Origin of the sequence: Brevundimonas sp. R86498 (assembly GCF_044598075.1) — a bacterium.
Lineage (GTDB): Bacteria > Pseudomonadota > Alphaproteobacteria > Caulobacterales > Caulobacteraceae > Brevundimonas.
In genome coordinates, this window is sequence record NZ_CP139004.1 from 1,058,546 (window position 1) to 1,072,711 (window position 14,166).

Consider the following 14,166-nt stretch of genomic DNA (forward strand, 5'->3'; position numbering starts at 1 on the left):
CAGTTGAAGGAGGACGATGATGCAGGATGCATGGCCATGGGCCTTGGTGGTGATCGGCGGTCCGCTGATCCTGGGGATCGCGCTGGCGTGGGGCAAACTCCGTTCGGGCAAGGCCATGCGCCGCCGCGATCCGGACACGCCTTCGGATGATCCCTCGCGCGGAATGTGAACCCGCCGGCCGACGCGGAACCCTAGGGGGTGCCGGCGGCCGGGGTCGGTGCCACGCCCAGGACCTGGCGGAAGAACAGATTGGTGACCTCCGCCTGACCGTCGGAGTTGAATTTCTTGCGGAAGCCGTGACCCTCGTTGGTGGCCAGCAGGTACCAGACGGGGCGGCCTTCGGCCCGGACGGCGTCGACGATCTGTTCGGACTCGCTCTGCGGGACGCGCGGGTCGTTCGCGCCCTGGATCACCAGCAGCGGGGCGGTCATGCGGTCGGTCAGATGGATCGGAGAGATCTGGTCAAACACCGCCCGCATGGCCGGATCGCGCTCGTCGCCGTATTCCGCCCGCCGCAGGTCGCGTCGGTATGCTTCGGTATTCTCCAGGAAGCTGACGAAATTGGCGATGCCGAAGATGTTCACCGCGCCCGCCAGTCGATCCGAATAGGCCGCCAGCGAGGCCAGCACCATGAAGCCGCCGTAGGATCCGCCGTGGACCACTACCCGTTCCGGGTCGAGGTCCGGCTGGGTCGCGATCCAGTCCAGTAGCGCGCCGATGTCCTGCACCGACTGCTGACGCAGGGGGCCGTTGTCGGCCGCCAGCCACGTCTTGCCGTAGCCGCTGGAGCCCCGGACGTTGGGCACGATCACGACGGCCCCGAGATCGGCGACCCATTGCTGATAGTTGGCGCTGAAGCCCGGGCGGGCCTGACCTTCCGGCCCGCCGTGGATGTCGATGATGACGGGGCGGCGGCCGTCTCCCGTGGTCGGGCGATAGACGAAGGCCGGGATCTGCAGCCCGTCGAAGCTGGGGTAGCGCACCAGTTCGGGGGTGACGAAGGTGGCCGGATCCAAAGGCCCGACCTCGGACCGGGTCCAGCGGGTCAGCCCGCCGCCCGTGACGTCCCAGCTCCAGACGTCGCCCGAGCTGGACGGGGTCGACAGGCCAATGGCGAGTCGGGACCCGTCGGGGGAGAACTCCAGTGCCCCGAGAACCCCGGCCGGCAGATCAGGCTGGGGCAGGGCCCGGCGGGTGATGAAGTCGCGCACCGCGACCTTCGAATAGCCGTCCTCATTGGTTGACCAGGCCAACAGCCGCCCGTCGTCCGACAGGTCGAAATTGTCGACGTCCCAGGTTGAGGCTTCCGTCAGGGGGGTCAGTTCACCGTCAGCCAGTGCAATCTGAACCAGCCGCAGGGCCTCGCCCCCCTCATCGGAGGTGGTGATGATGGAGCGCCCGTCGCGCGTGAACTCACCGCCGCGGTAGGCCACGGGCACCGCGCTCTCGCGGATCCGGGTGGCCCGGCCGCTGGCGAGATCCAGCAGCCACAGGCGGACGTCCAGCACGGAGATGTACTGGGACAGCAGGACCTTCGTGCCGTCCGGCGAGATGTCGAGCGGCGAGAACTGCCCTGTCCCCTCGAACACCACCCGGCGGGTCGAGGGATCGCCGACGGTCATGGCGATGATGTCATAGTCCGACTGGCCCCGCTCGACCCGGGTCCAGACCGCCAGCCGGCCGTCGTCGGAAAACACGGGGGCTCCGTTGCGGGTGCCTGGCTCGGTGATGGCCAGGTCCCCGCCCGTCAGGCCGGTGACGAAGGTCTGGAAATTCTCGGCCCCGCCGGCGTCGCGCTGATAGGCGAAGCGGTCGGTCCCGGGGATGGTGGTGGCGTTGGAGACCGGCTCGGCGAAGAAGGTGATCTGCGTCCGGTCGGCCCCGGGCGCAGCGACGCGGTGCAACTGGGCCGTCTCGCCGAACCGGGTCGAGATCAGCATCGAGCCGTCCGCCATCCAGTCCTGGAAGCCGGCCGAGCGGGCGTTGCGATAGCGCTGGAGATCGCTTTTCAGCCCGGCGGGAATCTCGGGGATGCCGCTGTAGATCAGGGTGCCGGACTCGCGGCGTTCGGGAGTCGAGGTCTGGGCGTTGGCACCGGAGGCGGCGGCTAGCGTCAGGGCAACGGCCAGGGTGAGGGGGCAGGCAAGGCGCATGGTGATCTCCCGGAACAGCGCGGCGATAGGAGAGCGTCCCTGCCGCCTTGGCAAGCGTCCAGCGCCCTGCCTTGTCTTTGCCCCCGTTTTCCCGCATAAGCCCGCGCTTCCGGCGCAAGTGAACCTCGCGTCTCCACCATCACGACCCCCGACAGCTCGGGACGAGGATGGCGAGAACCCCCTGCCGACGTGATCGTCGCCAGGGGCCGTTGTCGTATGGAGCCGCCTCGTCCCCCTTCGTCGCACACGAGGTTTGTATGTTCGAGGCTCTGAACGAGCGGCTGTCAGGCGTTTTCGACCGGATCACCGGGCGCGGTGCCCTGTCCGAAAAGGACGTGGCGGAGGCGATGCGCGAGGTGCGCGTGGCCCTGCTGGAGGCCGACGTCGCCCTGCCCGTCGTCAAGGACTTCATCGCCTTCGCCACCGAACGCGCCACGGGCGAGGAGATCATCCGCTCGGTCCGTCCGGCCGATCAGGTCATCAAGATCGTCTATGACGGCCTGGTCGAGATGCTGGGCGGCGAGGAGCCGACCCCGCTCAACACCAATGCCACCCCGCCTGCCGTGGTGCTGATGGCCGGTCTGCAGGGTTCGGGCAAGACCACCACCTCGGCCAAGCTGGCGCTGCGTCTGACGAAGTTCGACCGCAAGAAGGTCATGATGGCCTCGCTGGACACGCGGCGTCCGGCGGCCATGGAGCAGCTGGCCCAGCTGGGAACCCAGATCGAAGTCGCCACCCTGCCGATCGTGGCGGGCGAGAGCGCGGTCCAGATCACCCGGCGTGCCCTGACGTCGGCGAAGCTGCAGGGCTTCGACGTTCTGATCCTCGACACCGCCGGCCGAATCACGCTGGACGAGGCCCTGATGGCGGAGGTGGCCGAGGTCGCCGCCATCGCCAATCCGGTCGAGACCCTGCTGGTCGCCGACAGCCTGACGGGTCAGGACGCAGTGCGGACGGCGAAAGCCTTCCACGAGCGCCTGCCCCTGACGGGTCTGGTCCTGACCCGCGCCGACGGCGATGGCCGCGGCGGAGCCATGCTGTCGATGCGGGCGGTGACCGGCCTGCCGATCAAATATATGGGGTCGGGCGAGAAGGTCGACGCCCTGGAGGTGTTCGACGCCCGCCGCGTTGCCGGCCGCATTCTGGGTCAGGGGGACATCGTCGCCCTGGTGGAGAAGGCCGCGACCGAGCTCGACCAGTCCAAGGCCGAGGCCATGGCCCGCAAACTGGCCAAGGGCCAGTTCGACCTGAACGACCTCGCCGCCCAGCTGCAGCAGATGAAGAAGATGGGCGGGCTCCAGGGCATCATGGGCATGCTTCCGGGCGTGGCCAAGATGAAGGCCCAGATGGCCGAGCAGAACGTCGACGACCGGATGATCGCCCGTCAGGAAGCGATCATCTCGTCCATGACGAAGGCCGAGCGCAAGAAGCCCGACCTGCTGAACGCCAGCCGCCGGAAGCGGATCGCGGCCGGGGCCGGGGTCGAGGTCCAGGACATCAACCGGCTGCTGAAACAGCACCGGCAGATGGCGGACATGGTCAAGTCGCTGTCCAAGGGCGGCGGCAAGAACCTGCAGAAGATGGCCGCCATGATGGGCGGTCTCGGCGGCGGCATGCCCGGAATGGGCGGCGGCCCCGACATCAGCCGCCTGAAATCGCTGGGCGGCGGGCGGATGCCCGAACCCACCGAACAAGAGATGAAAGCCCTCCAGGACCGGCTCTCCGGCCTGGGTGGCGGACAGATGCCGGGAGGCCTTCCGGGTCTGCCGGGCCTCCCCACCAAGAAACCCAACTGATTTCCCGAGAAAGAGACTGACATGCTGAAGATTCGTCTGGCCCGCGGTGGTGCCAAGAAGCGCCCCTACTACTACATCGTGATCGCCGACAGCCACTCGCCCCGCGACGGCAAGTTCCTGGAGCGGGTCGGCACCTACAACCCGATGCTGCCGCGCGACGGTGAGGCCAAGCGCGTGACCCTGAAGACCGACCGGATCTCGGAATGGCTGGCCAAGGGTGCCCAGCCGACCGACCGCGTCGCCCGCTTCCTGAGCCAGGACGAAGCCCTGGCCGGCAAGGTCAAGTGGACCCAGTCCAACAATCCGACCAAGGGCGCGCCGGGCAAGAAGGCCCAGGAACGTGCCGCCGAGCGGGCGCAGCGCGAGGCTGACCGTGCCGAGGCGGAAGCCGCTGCCAAGATCGAGGCTGCCGAGGCTGCTGAACGGGCCCGCGAGGAAGCCAAGGCTGCGGCCGAGGCCGCCAAGAACGCGCCGCCGGTCGAGGAGGCTCCTGCTGAGGAAGCCGCCCCGGAAGCTGCTGCCGAGGAGGCTCCGGCCGCCGAGGCCGCCGCTGAAGAGGCTCCGGCCGCTGAAGACGAGAAGACCGAGGCCTGATCCGCCCGGTGAACTGACTACGGTGAGGGCGGCGTCCATCGGGCGCCGCCCTTCTGCTATCGGAGCCCGCGATGACCGCATCCAGACTCATTCTCGTCGGCCATGTCGCCGGAGGCTTTGGCGTGAAGGGCGAGGTGAAGATCACCGCCTATACGGCCGATCCGCTGGCCCTGACGGCCTATGGGCCGCTGCTGCGGGCCGACGGTTCCCACGGCCTGACCCTGACCCAGACCCGCGCCACAAAGGACGGGATCGTCGGCCGGGCTAAGGAGATCGCCACCAAGGAAGAGGCCGACGGCCTGCGGAACCTCAAACTGTATGTGCCCCGCGAGGCCTTCCCCCAGCCGGACGAGGACGAATTCTATCTGGCCGACCTGATCGGCGTGGAGGCGCGCGACCCGGACGGCGTCGTCCTCGGCACCGTCAAGGCGGTCCAGAATTTCGGGGCCGACGACATGCTGGAGATCGCGCCGACGGCGGGCGGCCCGACCTGGTTCCTGCCCTTCACCCGGGCCTGCGTACCCGACCTGCATCTGTCTGACGGCTGGCTGCTGGCCGTACGCCCCGACGAAATCGGCGAGCGCGAGCCGGACTGATCAATCCGTCGTGTCGTTGACCGGCGCGTCGGGCCCGTTCTTCTTGATCGAACTCGATGGCGTTCTTCGCCGAGGCCCTGGACGCATAGCCCTCGGTCGAGAACATCACCTCGGAATTGTACTTGAACCGGACCCGGAACTCTCCGGCCTTGTCCTTGTAGATTTCGAATGCGTGGGCCACCGGCGTCTCCTGTTTGCGTCCGCCCCGATAAGGCCAAGCTGAACCGTGTTCGGTCAACCTGCAAATGTCGGCTGGCGGACACAGGATCGCGAGGGTGCCCTTGTGTCGCCGGGGTCGCGCACCGACATGGGCATGAACCGCAACCGACACGGTGCCCCATGGCCGACCTCTCCGCCTTCCCGATCACCCGCCAGTATCCGGCGATCCGTCCCGACCGGCTGCAGCTCTACTCCCTGCCCACGCCCAACGGGGTGAAGGCCTCGATCATGCTGGAGGAAATCGGCCTGCCCTATGAGGTCCATCTGGTGGACATCATGCAGAACGAGACCTGGACGCCCGACTATCTGTCGCTGAACCCCAACGGCAAGATCCCGGCCATTCTCGATCCCGACGGGCCGGGCGGTCAGCCGCTGGCCCTGTGGGAATCCGGGGCCATCCTGATCTATCTGGCGGACAAGACGGGCCGTCTCCTGCCCACGGATCCCGGCGCGCGCTACGAGACCATCCAGTGGGTGTTCTGGCAGATGGCGGCGGTCGGGCCGATGTTCGGCCAGCTGGGCTTTTTCCACAAGTTCGCCGGCAGGGACTATGAGGACAAGCGCCCGCGCGACCGCTATGTCGCCGAGAGCAAACGCCTGCTGGAGGTGCTGGAAGGCCGGCTCGCCGACCGGAAGTTCATCATGGGTGAGGCCTTCACGATCGCCGACATCAGCCTGATCGGCTGGGTTCGAAACCTGGTGACCTTCTACGAGGCCGGCGAGCTGGTCGACTATGCTTCGCTGAAGGCGGTGCCGGCCTGGGTGGAGCGCTGTCTGGCGCGTCCGGCGGTGGCGCGGGGTCTGACCATCCCTGCGCGCCCCTGACGCAGGATCGGGCGGACGGTTCGGGGGTTGTGTCGGGGCAAAGCTTGAGGAGCCCCGCGTGAAATTGATCCTGAAAGAACTGTCGAAGAAGATGCGCGCCATCGACTTCACCATGCTGACCACCCGCACGGCGGGCGGGGCCCTGACGTCGCGGCCGATGAGCAACAATGGCGAGGTCGATTACGACGGCGACAGCTGGTTCTTCACCACCGAGGACGCGGGCATGGTCGGTGACATCATGGCCGATCCGATCGTCGGCTTGACCCTGACGGGCGAGCGCGGCCTGCTGGGCAAGCCCGGGATCTTCATCGCCATCGAAGCCCGGGCCGAGCTGATCCGTGACAAGACCCTGTTCGCGGAGCATTGGACCCGGGGTCTGGACCGCTGGTTCCCGCAGGGGATCGAGACCCCCGGCCTGGTGCTGATCCAGGCCCATGCCTCGCGCATCGCCTACTGGGACGGCGAGGATGAGGGTGACCTGGCGCTGTAGCTCAGCTCTCGTCGTCGGCGGCGAGACCCATCATGTGGAAGCCGGCGTCGACGTGGATGACCTCGCCGGTGGTCGACAGGCCGAGGTCCGAGCACAGCCACAGGGCGGCCCCGGCGACCCCCTCCATCGAGGTGTCCTCCTTCATCGCCGACATGGCGCGCCCTTGCGCGATCATGCCCCGTCCGCCGGAGATCCCGGCCAGCGACAGGGTGCGCATGGCCCCGGCCGAGATGGCATTCACGCGGATGCCCCGGGGACCCAGGTCGCGGGCGATGTAGCGCGTCGCCGCCTCCAGCGCGGCCTTGGCCACACCCATGGTGTTGTAGTTCGGGATGGCCCGCTCGGACCCGAGGTAGGTCATGGTGATCATCGACCCGCCGTTCGGCATGATCTTCGCGGCCCGCCGGGCCACGTCGACGAAGCTGAAGCAGCTGATGTTCATCGCCAGCAGAAAGCTGTCGCGGGTGGTGTTGTCGATGAAGGAGCCTTTCAGCTCGTCCTTGTTGGCGAAGGCCACCGAGTGGACCACGAAATCGATGGTGCCGAACTCGGCCTCGAGCGCGGCGAAGGCGGCGTCCATGGAGGCGTCGTCGGTCACGTCGGCCTGGATCAGCAGTTTCGCCCCCACGCTTTCGGCCAGCGGCCGCACCCGGCGCTCCAGCCCCTCGCCCATATAGGTGAAGGCCAGTTCGGCTCCCTGTGCGGCCAGCTGGGAGGCGATGCCCCAGGCGATCGAGTTGGCGTTCGCCACCCCCATGATCAGGCCCTTCTTGCCCTTCATGAGTTCGCCCGAAGGCATGGTCCAGCCGCTCTCGCTCGCCATGGTGTCGTCTCCTTTGATCCCGGCCTTCAGCCGGGCTGTTCGTCGCGGGGGGGAGGGTTAGCAGGGCTGGTTCGGTCGCGCAAAGGCCCCTCCAGACGTTCCATCAGCGCCATCAGCGGCGTGGCCGTGATCCCGTGGACGATGATCGAAACGAGCACGATGAAGCCGGTGATGGCCCACAGTCGTTCCGAGTTGCCGAAGTCGCCGTGGTTCAAGGCATAGGCCAGGTAATAGACCGAACCCAAGCCACGTATGCCCAGATAGGCCAGCATCACCCGTTCCCGCCGCATAAGGGGCGACCCTATCAGCGACAGATAGCCGACGACGGGACGGACGATAAAGAGGATGGCCAAGCCGACAAGGGCGTCGGTCCAGGTCAGGGCGTCGAGCAGGCCGTTGGCCAGGGCCCCACCGAACAGGACCAGCACCAGCATCATCAACAGCCGTTCTATCTGCTCGGCGAAATCGTGCATCTGTTCGTGAAAATTGTCCTCCCGCTCCGAGCCGCGAATGGCGAGGGCGCAGATGAAGACGGCCAGGAAGCCGTAGCCATGAACCAGCTCGGTCGCCGCGTAGGCGATGAAGGTTGCGCCGATGGCAACCAGCCCGTCGGCATGGCGCGCGATGCCGTGATGGTGGGCCCGGAACATCACCCAGCCCATGGCCTTGCCGATGGCCCAGCCCATGGCGGCACCGGCAGCGAACTTCCACAGCACATCGACGGCCAGCCATTCGGTCAGCCCTTCGCCCGCCGTGAAAACGGCCGCCCCCGAGATCGAGACCAGAATGGCCAGGTTGACGACGGGAAAGGCCAGGGCGTCGTTCAGCCCCGCCTCTGCTGTCAGGTTGAAGCGGACCTCATTGCCCTCGCCCGTTCGAGGCGGCCCGGTCTGCACATCCGAGGCCAACACCGGGTCGGTCGGTGCCATGGCCGCGCCCAGAAGCAGCGCCATGGCGAGACTGAAGCCAAGCCCGGCCATCCCCAGCCAGGCGGTGGCCAGTATGGTCAGGGGCATGGCGATGGCCAGAAGTCGCCAGGTGGGGCCCCAGCCTTTCAGACTGACCGGTCGATCCAGTTTCAGACCCGCCCCCATCAGGGAGATGATCACCACCAGCTCGGTCATCCGTTCGGTCAGGGTGTCGTAGGTCCGCGGGTCGGGATTGAACGACAGGATGTCGAGGCTGAAGATCGTGATCCCCAACCCCACGCAGATCATGGCCAGCGACAGGGGAACCTGGCGCAGCCCTTTCGGAGCCCAGGACACGAGCAACACGATCGCGCCAAGACCGAGCAGGAACAGGATGTAGGGGTCGAGGGTCAGGTCCGGGGCTCCCTCCAGGCCATGCAATGTGTCGGACGGTACGGATCCTTACACCTTCGAGAAGATCACCGTCCCGTTGGTGCCGCCGAAGCCGAAGCTGTTGGACATGACCGTGGTCAGTTCGAGGTCCTTGCGCTCGCGCAGGATCGGCATGCCCTCGAACTCGGGATCGAGATTCTCGATATGGGCGCTTTCGGCGGCGAAGCCGTTCCTGAGCATCAGCAGGGAATAGATCGCCTCCTGCGCGCCTGCGGCCCCAAGGCTGTGGCCCGTCAGTGACTTGGTCGAGGAAATCAGCGGCATGTCGGACCCGAAGACATTGCGGACCGCGCCCATCTCCTTGCTGTCGCCCACCGGCGTGGAGGTGCCGTGCGGGTTCAGATAGTCGATCCGGCGATTGCCCGCTTGGCTCATGGCGATCTTCATGCAGCGTTCTGCGCCCTCGCCCGACGGTGCGACCATGTCGTAGCCGTCCGAATTGGCCCCGTAGCCGACGACCTCGGCATAGATTTTCGCGCCCCGGGCCACGGCCCGCTCATACTCTTCCAGCACCACGATCCCGGCCCCGCCGGCGATGACGAAGCCGTCGCGGGCGACGTCGTAGGCGCGCGAGGCGACCGACGGGGTGTCGTTGAAGTCCGATGACATGGCCCCCATCGCGTCGAACATGTTCGACATGGACCAGTCGATGTCCTCGCAGCCGCCTGCGAAGACGACGTCCTGCTTGCCCCACTGGATCTGCTCGGCACCCGCGCCGATGCAGTGAGCGCTGGTCGCGCAGGCCGAGGAGATGGAATAGTTGATGCCCCGCAGCTGGAACCAGGTGGCCAGAACGGCCGAGGGACCGGACGCCATGGCCTTGGGCACGGCGAACGGCCCGATCCGCTTGGGTGCGCCCTTCTCGATCGTGGTCTGGGCCGCCTGCAGGATGACCTGGGTCGAGGGGCCGCCCTCGCCGACGATCAGGCCGATGCGGTCGTCCTTGATCTCTTCCGGGGTCATGCCGGAATCCTTCAGCGCCTCCTCGAAGGCGATGTGACCCCAGGCCGTACCATTGGCCAGGAAGCGCGCAGCGCGACGGTCCACCAGCGGGGCCCAGTCCTCGGCCGTCACGCCAAGGGATGGCGGGGCCCAGACCTGGGAGCGGAAGCCGTGCTTGATGTGGTCGGGGGCGGAGACCACACCCGATTTCGCCGAACGCAGCGACGCAGTGACCTCTTCGGCACCCGTGCCGATGGAGGAGACGATACCCAGACCCGTGACGACGACACGCCGCATGCAGTTTCCTTCTCTGACGTCTTGTCCGCGTTGACCGCGGTTCTTGTGTGGCTCAGGCCTCGACCGGCTTCTCACCTGGCTGGAACAGGCCGACACGCATATCGGTTGCGGTATAGATGGGCACGCCATCCGCCTCCAGCACCCCGTCGGCGATCCCCATCACCAGACGGCGGTTGATGACGCGCTTGAGCGTGATCTTGTAGGTCACCCGCTTGATGTGCGGCTCGACCTGGCCCTTGAACTTGACCTCGCCGACGCCGAGTGCGCGGCCACGGCCCTGTCCGCCGATCCAGCCCAGATAGAAGCCGACCAGCTGCCACATGGCGTCCAGACCCAGGCACCCGGGCATGACAGGGTCGCCGATGAAGTGGCAGCCGAAGAACCAGAGGTCGGGATGGATATCCAGCTCGGCCTCGATATAGCCCTTGCCGTATTCCCCGCCGTCGCCGGTGATGGTCGTGATCCGGTCGAACATCAGCATCGGCGGGGCCGGGAGCTGGGCGTTGCCGGGCCCGAACAGCTCGCCGCGACCCGAGGCCAGCAGGGCGGCGTGATCGAACGAGGACGGATAGTGCGAAACGGTCAAAGGGGGTGCGACTCCGGAAGTGTGGCGGTCGGGTTACACGACGCCGGGCCGGGGCTCAACTCCGGTGCCGGACAGTAGACTATCGCGCCTCGCCCGCCGGGCGATTGGCGTCGCAGAGCGCCGCGCTCCGGGACCCGAAGACCATCTCCTGCGGAACCCAGCCACGCAGCTTTCTGGCCCGGACCTCGCACCAGCCGTCTTCACAGTCTTCGAGCGCGACGACCGAGCGGGGCAGGAGCCTGGCCTTCACGGGACTGTCGGCGTCGCGGCGCGCCCGCACGGGGACTTCGCGGTCCGAGGCGTTGAACGCGCCCCTGCGACCGGACACGACGCTGCGGTGGATCCAGGCGACCGAGCCTTCGGGGTCGCAGACCTTGCGCCACTCGCGGGTCTCGGCGATCACCTGCACCGGCAGGCCGGCGGCGCGGTACTCCCACAGGATGCGGTAATCCAGCCCCGGACCCTGACGGGCGCGAACCTCCGAGGACTTCAGGGAGACCCAGCGGGGGACATCCAGACCCGTCGGGGTCGGCCGCCCGTCGGGCATGGTCGCGGCCGCACCGGCGACAAGACCCAGGCCGATAATGCCGACAAGACCGATCAAGCGGCGCGAGAGGCTTTGGAAGCGGATGCGAGACTTGCTAGACACCGGTGTTGACCCGTCGCGCGCGGGCGCAGCCAGGGCGCGTCCCGTGAAAACCCAAGGTCCCTATGTCCAGCCCCAGGCTTAAGGTCGTCTTAACCAGAAGGCTGCCCGACGCGGTCGAGACGCGCATGCGGGAGCTGTTCGACGCCGAGTTGAACCTGAAGGACGCGCCGATGGACCGGGCGGCGCTGGAAGCCGCCGTGCAAAGGGCTGCGGTCCTTGTCCCGACGATTACCGATGAGATTGACGCCAGTCTGATCGCAGGGGCGGGCGACCAGCTGAAGATGATCGCCAATTTTGGTGCCGGGGTCGATCATATCGACATCGAGGCCGCCGTCGCGCGCGGGATCATCGTCACCAATACGCCGGGGGTCCTGACCGAAGACACCGCCGATCTGGCCATGAGTCTGATCCTCGCGGTCAGCCGCCGCATCGTCGAAGGGGCCCAGGTCATCGCCGACGGCCGGTTCGAGGGCTGGACCCCGACCTGGATGTGCGGGCGCAAGCTGTGGGGCAAGCGGCTCGGCATCGTGGGCATGGGCCGGATCGGCCAGGCCCTGGCCCGGCGCGCGAAGGCTTTCGGCCTGCAGGTCCACTATCACAACAGAAAGGCCGTCAGTCCCCGGATCGAGGACGAGCTGGGGGCGACCTACTGGGATGATCTGGACCAGATGCTGGCGCGGATGGACATCATCAGCCTGAACTGCCCGGCCACGAAAGAAACGCATCATCTGCTGTCGGCCGAGCGACTGGCCCGGCTTCAGCCCCAGGCCATCCTGATCAATACCGCGCGGGGGGAGCTGATCGACGAGGCGGCGCTGGCGGATGCCGTCGGCCGGCGCGCCCTGTCGGGCGTGGGCCTGGATGTGTTCGAGCATGAGCCGGCGATCCATCCCGGCCTGATCGGCCTGCCCAACGTCGTCCTGCTGCCCCATCTGGGCTCGGCCACGCTCGAGGCACGTCAGGACATGGGCGACCGGGTCATCCTCAACATCATGACGCACCAGAACGGCCACCGGCCGCCAGACCGGGTGATCCCGGCCATGTTCCAGGCATGAAGAAGGGGGCGGCCCGGCGGGCCGCCCCCTTCGCCGACGTCAGGATCGAACGATCAGGCGCGACGCTTGACCAGTCCCAGCAGGAACAGCAGCAGGACGGCACCGCCGAACGCGACGATGAGCGTGACGAGGTTGAAGCCGCCGACCGGGATGCCCAGCAGGTTCTGGGCGATGAAGCCGCCAATCAGCGCGCCGACGACACCGACGATCAGATTGGTGATCAGGCCGTGACTACGACCCATAACCTTTTCAGCGAGCCAGCCGGCGACGATGCCGATGATGATCCAGCCGATAATTCCGAGACCCATAGTTCCATTCCTTCCAAAGCGGATGTGGCCTGATAATGCGCGCGCACTGTCCCGGTTGCGTCCGGGCAAGAAGGAAGTTCCCCGAGCGCCGTTCGGCATCGCTCGCCCGTCACGGGAAGACGGCATGCTCGTTGCGGCATCACAGGCGAGCCGTGCCGTTTCGGCACAGCCCTCGCAACAAGGGGAATGGGTCATGGCCACCGATATTGATCTTCATCTGGGGCGCCGCCTGCGCCGCCGTCGCCGCCTGCTGGGCCTGACGCAGCAGCAGCTCGCCATCCAGGTTGGCATCCGCTTCCAGCAGATCCAGAAATACGAGTGCGGTGCCAATCGCATCTCGGCCGCTCGCCTGTGGCAGCTGTCCGAGGCGCTGGAGACCCCGATCAGCTATTTCTACGACGGTCTGGCCGAGGCCATCGAACGCAAGGAAGCGGCCGGGGCCAATGGCGGAGAGGTGTTTTCCCGCAAGGAAACCCTGGATCTGATCCAGGCCTACTACCAGCTGGGTGAGCGGCCGCGCCGCCGCCTTCTTGACCTGGCCAAGTCCCTGCACGCCGAGGGCGATCCCGTCGCGCCCTGAGGCTCGTCGGGTGCCAGTGAACAGTGCCGGTGAGACAGGTGCCGACGTGCGCCGGACGGATGCTGACTAGCACTGGCACTTTTCACCCCTTACTCGTCCGGTATGACCGAATACGAATCCTTCGCCGTTGAACTGGCCGCCGCTGCGGCAGACGTCACCCTGCCCTTGTTCCGCGCGGACAATGCCGAGGAGAACAAGGCCGGGCCAGGGGCCTTCGATCCGGTGACAGAGGCCGACCGGGGGGCCGAGGCGGCGATCCGCCGGCTGATCGCCGCCCGTTATCCCGATCATGGCGTCATCGGCGAGGAGTATGGCGAGGACCGGCCGGACGCCGAACATGTCTGGATTCTCGATCCGGTCGACGGGACCCGCGCCTTCATCGCGGGCCTGCCGCTGTGGACGACCCTGATCGCGCTGAGGTCGGCCGGTCGACCGACCGTTGGGGCCATTGCCCAGCCCTATCTGGGCGAACTGTTCCTGGGAGGGCCTTCCGGGGCCCGGCTGATCCGGGGCGACCAGACGCGGCCGCTGCGCGTGCGGCCCTGCGCGGCCCTGACCGACGCGGTGATCGCCACGACCGCCCCGGAAATCTTCACCGGCCCCGAACTGGGGGCCTGGACCCAGGTCATGGCCGCCGCCCGACTGGCCCGCTACGGCTGTGATGCCTATGCCTATGCCATGCTGGCGCTGGGCCGGATCGACATGGTGGCCGAGACGGGGCTGAAGATCTGGGACTGGTCCGCCCTGATTCCTGTGGTCGAGGCCGCCGGGGGGGAGGTCACCGACTGGCGCGGGGGCCCGGTCAATGGCGACGGCCGCATCCTTGCGGTCGGCGATGTCCGCATCCGCGACCAGGCCCTCGTCGCTCTGCGCCGCGGCACCAACTGACGGT

General features: G+C 67.3%; 16 protein-coding genes and 1 pseudogene. 9 read left to right on the forward strand and 8 right to left on the reverse strand.

What is annotated here, in order from left to right:
* The first annotated feature begins 19 nt into the window (after window positions 1-19).
* Window positions 20-169 (forward strand): hypothetical protein, encoded by a 150-nt coding sequence (locus SJY26_RS05290; protein ID WP_396595102.1) that lies wholly within the window; start codon window positions 20-22, stop codon window positions 167-169.
* Window positions 170-191: 22 nt separating this feature from the next.
* On the opposite strand, the gene SJY26_RS05295 is transcribed toward SJY26_RS05290, so the two are convergent.
* On the reverse strand, window positions 192-2,153 hold the full coding sequence (locus SJY26_RS05295) for a S9 family peptidase (protein ID WP_396595103.1): 1,962 nt from the start codon (window positions 2,151-2,153) through the stop codon (window positions 192-194).
* Between the two features lie 257 nt (window positions 2,154-2,410).
* Between SJY26_RS05295 and ffh the strand changes: the two genes are divergently transcribed.
* From ffh to rimM, 3 genes are all read left to right on the forward strand, one after another.
* Window positions 2,411-3,949 carry a signal recognition particle protein gene (gene ffh, locus SJY26_RS05300; RefSeq protein ID WP_396595104.1) on the forward strand — a complete coding sequence of 513 codons (1,539 nt, stop codon included), beginning with the start codon at window positions 2,411-2,413 and terminating at the stop codon, window positions 3,947-3,949.
* Window positions 3,950-3,970: 21 nt separating this feature from the next.
* Entirely contained in the window at window positions 3,971-4,543 is a 573-nt protein-coding gene (gene rpsP / locus SJY26_RS05305) for a 30S ribosomal protein S16 (RefSeq protein WP_396595105.1), read from the forward strand.
* A gap of 71 nt (window positions 4,544-4,614) precedes the next feature.
* On the forward strand, window positions 4,615-5,139 hold the full coding sequence (gene rimM, locus SJY26_RS05310) for a ribosome maturation factor RimM (RefSeq protein WP_396595106.1): 525 nt from the start codon (window positions 4,615-4,617) through the stop codon (window positions 5,137-5,139).
* On the opposite strand, the pseudogene SJY26_RS05315 reads toward rimM, so the two are convergent.
* Window positions 5,140-5,320: pseudogene (locus tag SJY26_RS05315) on the reverse strand (YegP family protein).
* Window positions 5,321-5,478: 158 nt separating this feature from the next.
* Here SJY26_RS05315 and SJY26_RS05320 point away from each other — a divergent pair.
* On the forward strand, window positions 5,479-6,183 hold the full coding sequence (locus tag SJY26_RS05320) for a glutathione binding-like protein (protein WP_396595107.1): 705 nt from the start codon (window positions 5,479-5,481) through the stop codon (window positions 6,181-6,183).
* A gap of 58 nt (window positions 6,184-6,241) precedes the next feature.
* On the forward strand, window positions 6,242-6,673 hold the full coding sequence (locus SJY26_RS05325) for a pyridoxamine 5'-phosphate oxidase family protein (protein WP_396595108.1): 432 nt from the start codon (window positions 6,242-6,244) through the stop codon (window positions 6,671-6,673).
* Window position 6,674: 1 nt separating this feature from the next.
* Here the strand turns inward: SJY26_RS05325 and SJY26_RS05330 are convergent, their stop codons facing one another.
* From SJY26_RS05330 to SJY26_RS05350, 5 genes are all read right to left on the reverse strand, one after another.
* Window positions 6,675-7,496: an enoyl-ACP reductase gene (locus tag SJY26_RS05330; protein WP_396595109.1), complete on the reverse strand. Its 822-nt coding sequence runs from the start codon at window positions 7,494-7,496 to the stop codon at window positions 6,675-6,677.
* A 26-nt stretch (window positions 7,497-7,522) separates the two neighbouring features.
* A complete protein-coding gene (locus SJY26_RS05335) occupies window positions 7,523-8,845 on the reverse strand; it encodes a cation:proton antiporter (protein WP_396595110.1) in 1,323 nt (440 codons plus the stop codon).
* Between the two features lie 21 nt (window positions 8,846-8,866).
* Window positions 8,867-10,096 (reverse strand): beta-ketoacyl-ACP synthase I, encoded by a 1,230-nt coding sequence (fabB, locus tag SJY26_RS05340; protein ID WP_396595111.1) that lies wholly within the window; start codon window positions 10,094-10,096, stop codon window positions 8,867-8,869.
* A gap of 52 nt (window positions 10,097-10,148) precedes the next feature.
* Complete coding sequence (gene fabA / locus SJY26_RS05345) at window positions 10,149-10,682, reverse strand: 3-hydroxyacyl-[acyl-carrier-protein] dehydratase FabA (protein WP_396595112.1); 534 nt, start codon at window positions 10,680-10,682, stop codon at window positions 10,149-10,151.
* Window positions 10,683-10,761: 79 nt separating this feature from the next.
* Window positions 10,762-11,286, reverse strand: coding sequence for an SH3 domain-containing protein (locus SJY26_RS05350; RefSeq protein WP_396595113.1), 525 nt, complete (start codon window positions 11,284-11,286; stop codon window positions 10,762-10,764).
* 107 nt (window positions 11,287-11,393) lie between these two features.
* Between SJY26_RS05350 and SJY26_RS05355 the strand changes: the two genes are divergently transcribed.
* Entirely contained in the window at window positions 11,394-12,386 is a 993-nt protein-coding gene (locus SJY26_RS05355) for a 2-hydroxyacid dehydrogenase (protein ID WP_396595114.1), read from the forward strand.
* Between the two features lie 53 nt (window positions 12,387-12,439).
* Here the strand turns inward: SJY26_RS05355 and SJY26_RS05360 are convergent, their stop codons facing one another.
* The gene (locus SJY26_RS05360) at window positions 12,440-12,694 is read right to left on the reverse strand and encodes a GlsB/YeaQ/YmgE family stress response membrane protein (RefSeq protein ID WP_396595115.1); all 255 of its coding nucleotides are present in this window, start codon (window positions 12,692-12,694) and stop codon (window positions 12,440-12,442) included.
* Window positions 12,695-12,887: 193 nt separating this feature from the next.
* On the opposite strand from SJY26_RS05360, the gene SJY26_RS05365 reads away from it, so the two are divergent.
* On the forward strand, window positions 12,888-13,274 hold the full coding sequence (locus tag SJY26_RS05365) for a helix-turn-helix domain-containing protein (protein ID WP_396595116.1): 387 nt from the start codon (window positions 12,888-12,890) through the stop codon (window positions 13,272-13,274).
* Window positions 13,275-13,376: 102 nt separating this feature from the next.
* Window positions 13,377-14,162, forward strand: coding sequence for a histidinol-phosphatase (gene hisN / locus SJY26_RS05370; RefSeq protein WP_396595117.1), 786 nt, complete (start codon window positions 13,377-13,379; stop codon window positions 14,160-14,162).
* The last annotated feature ends 4 nt before the right edge of the window (window positions 14,163-14,166 follow it).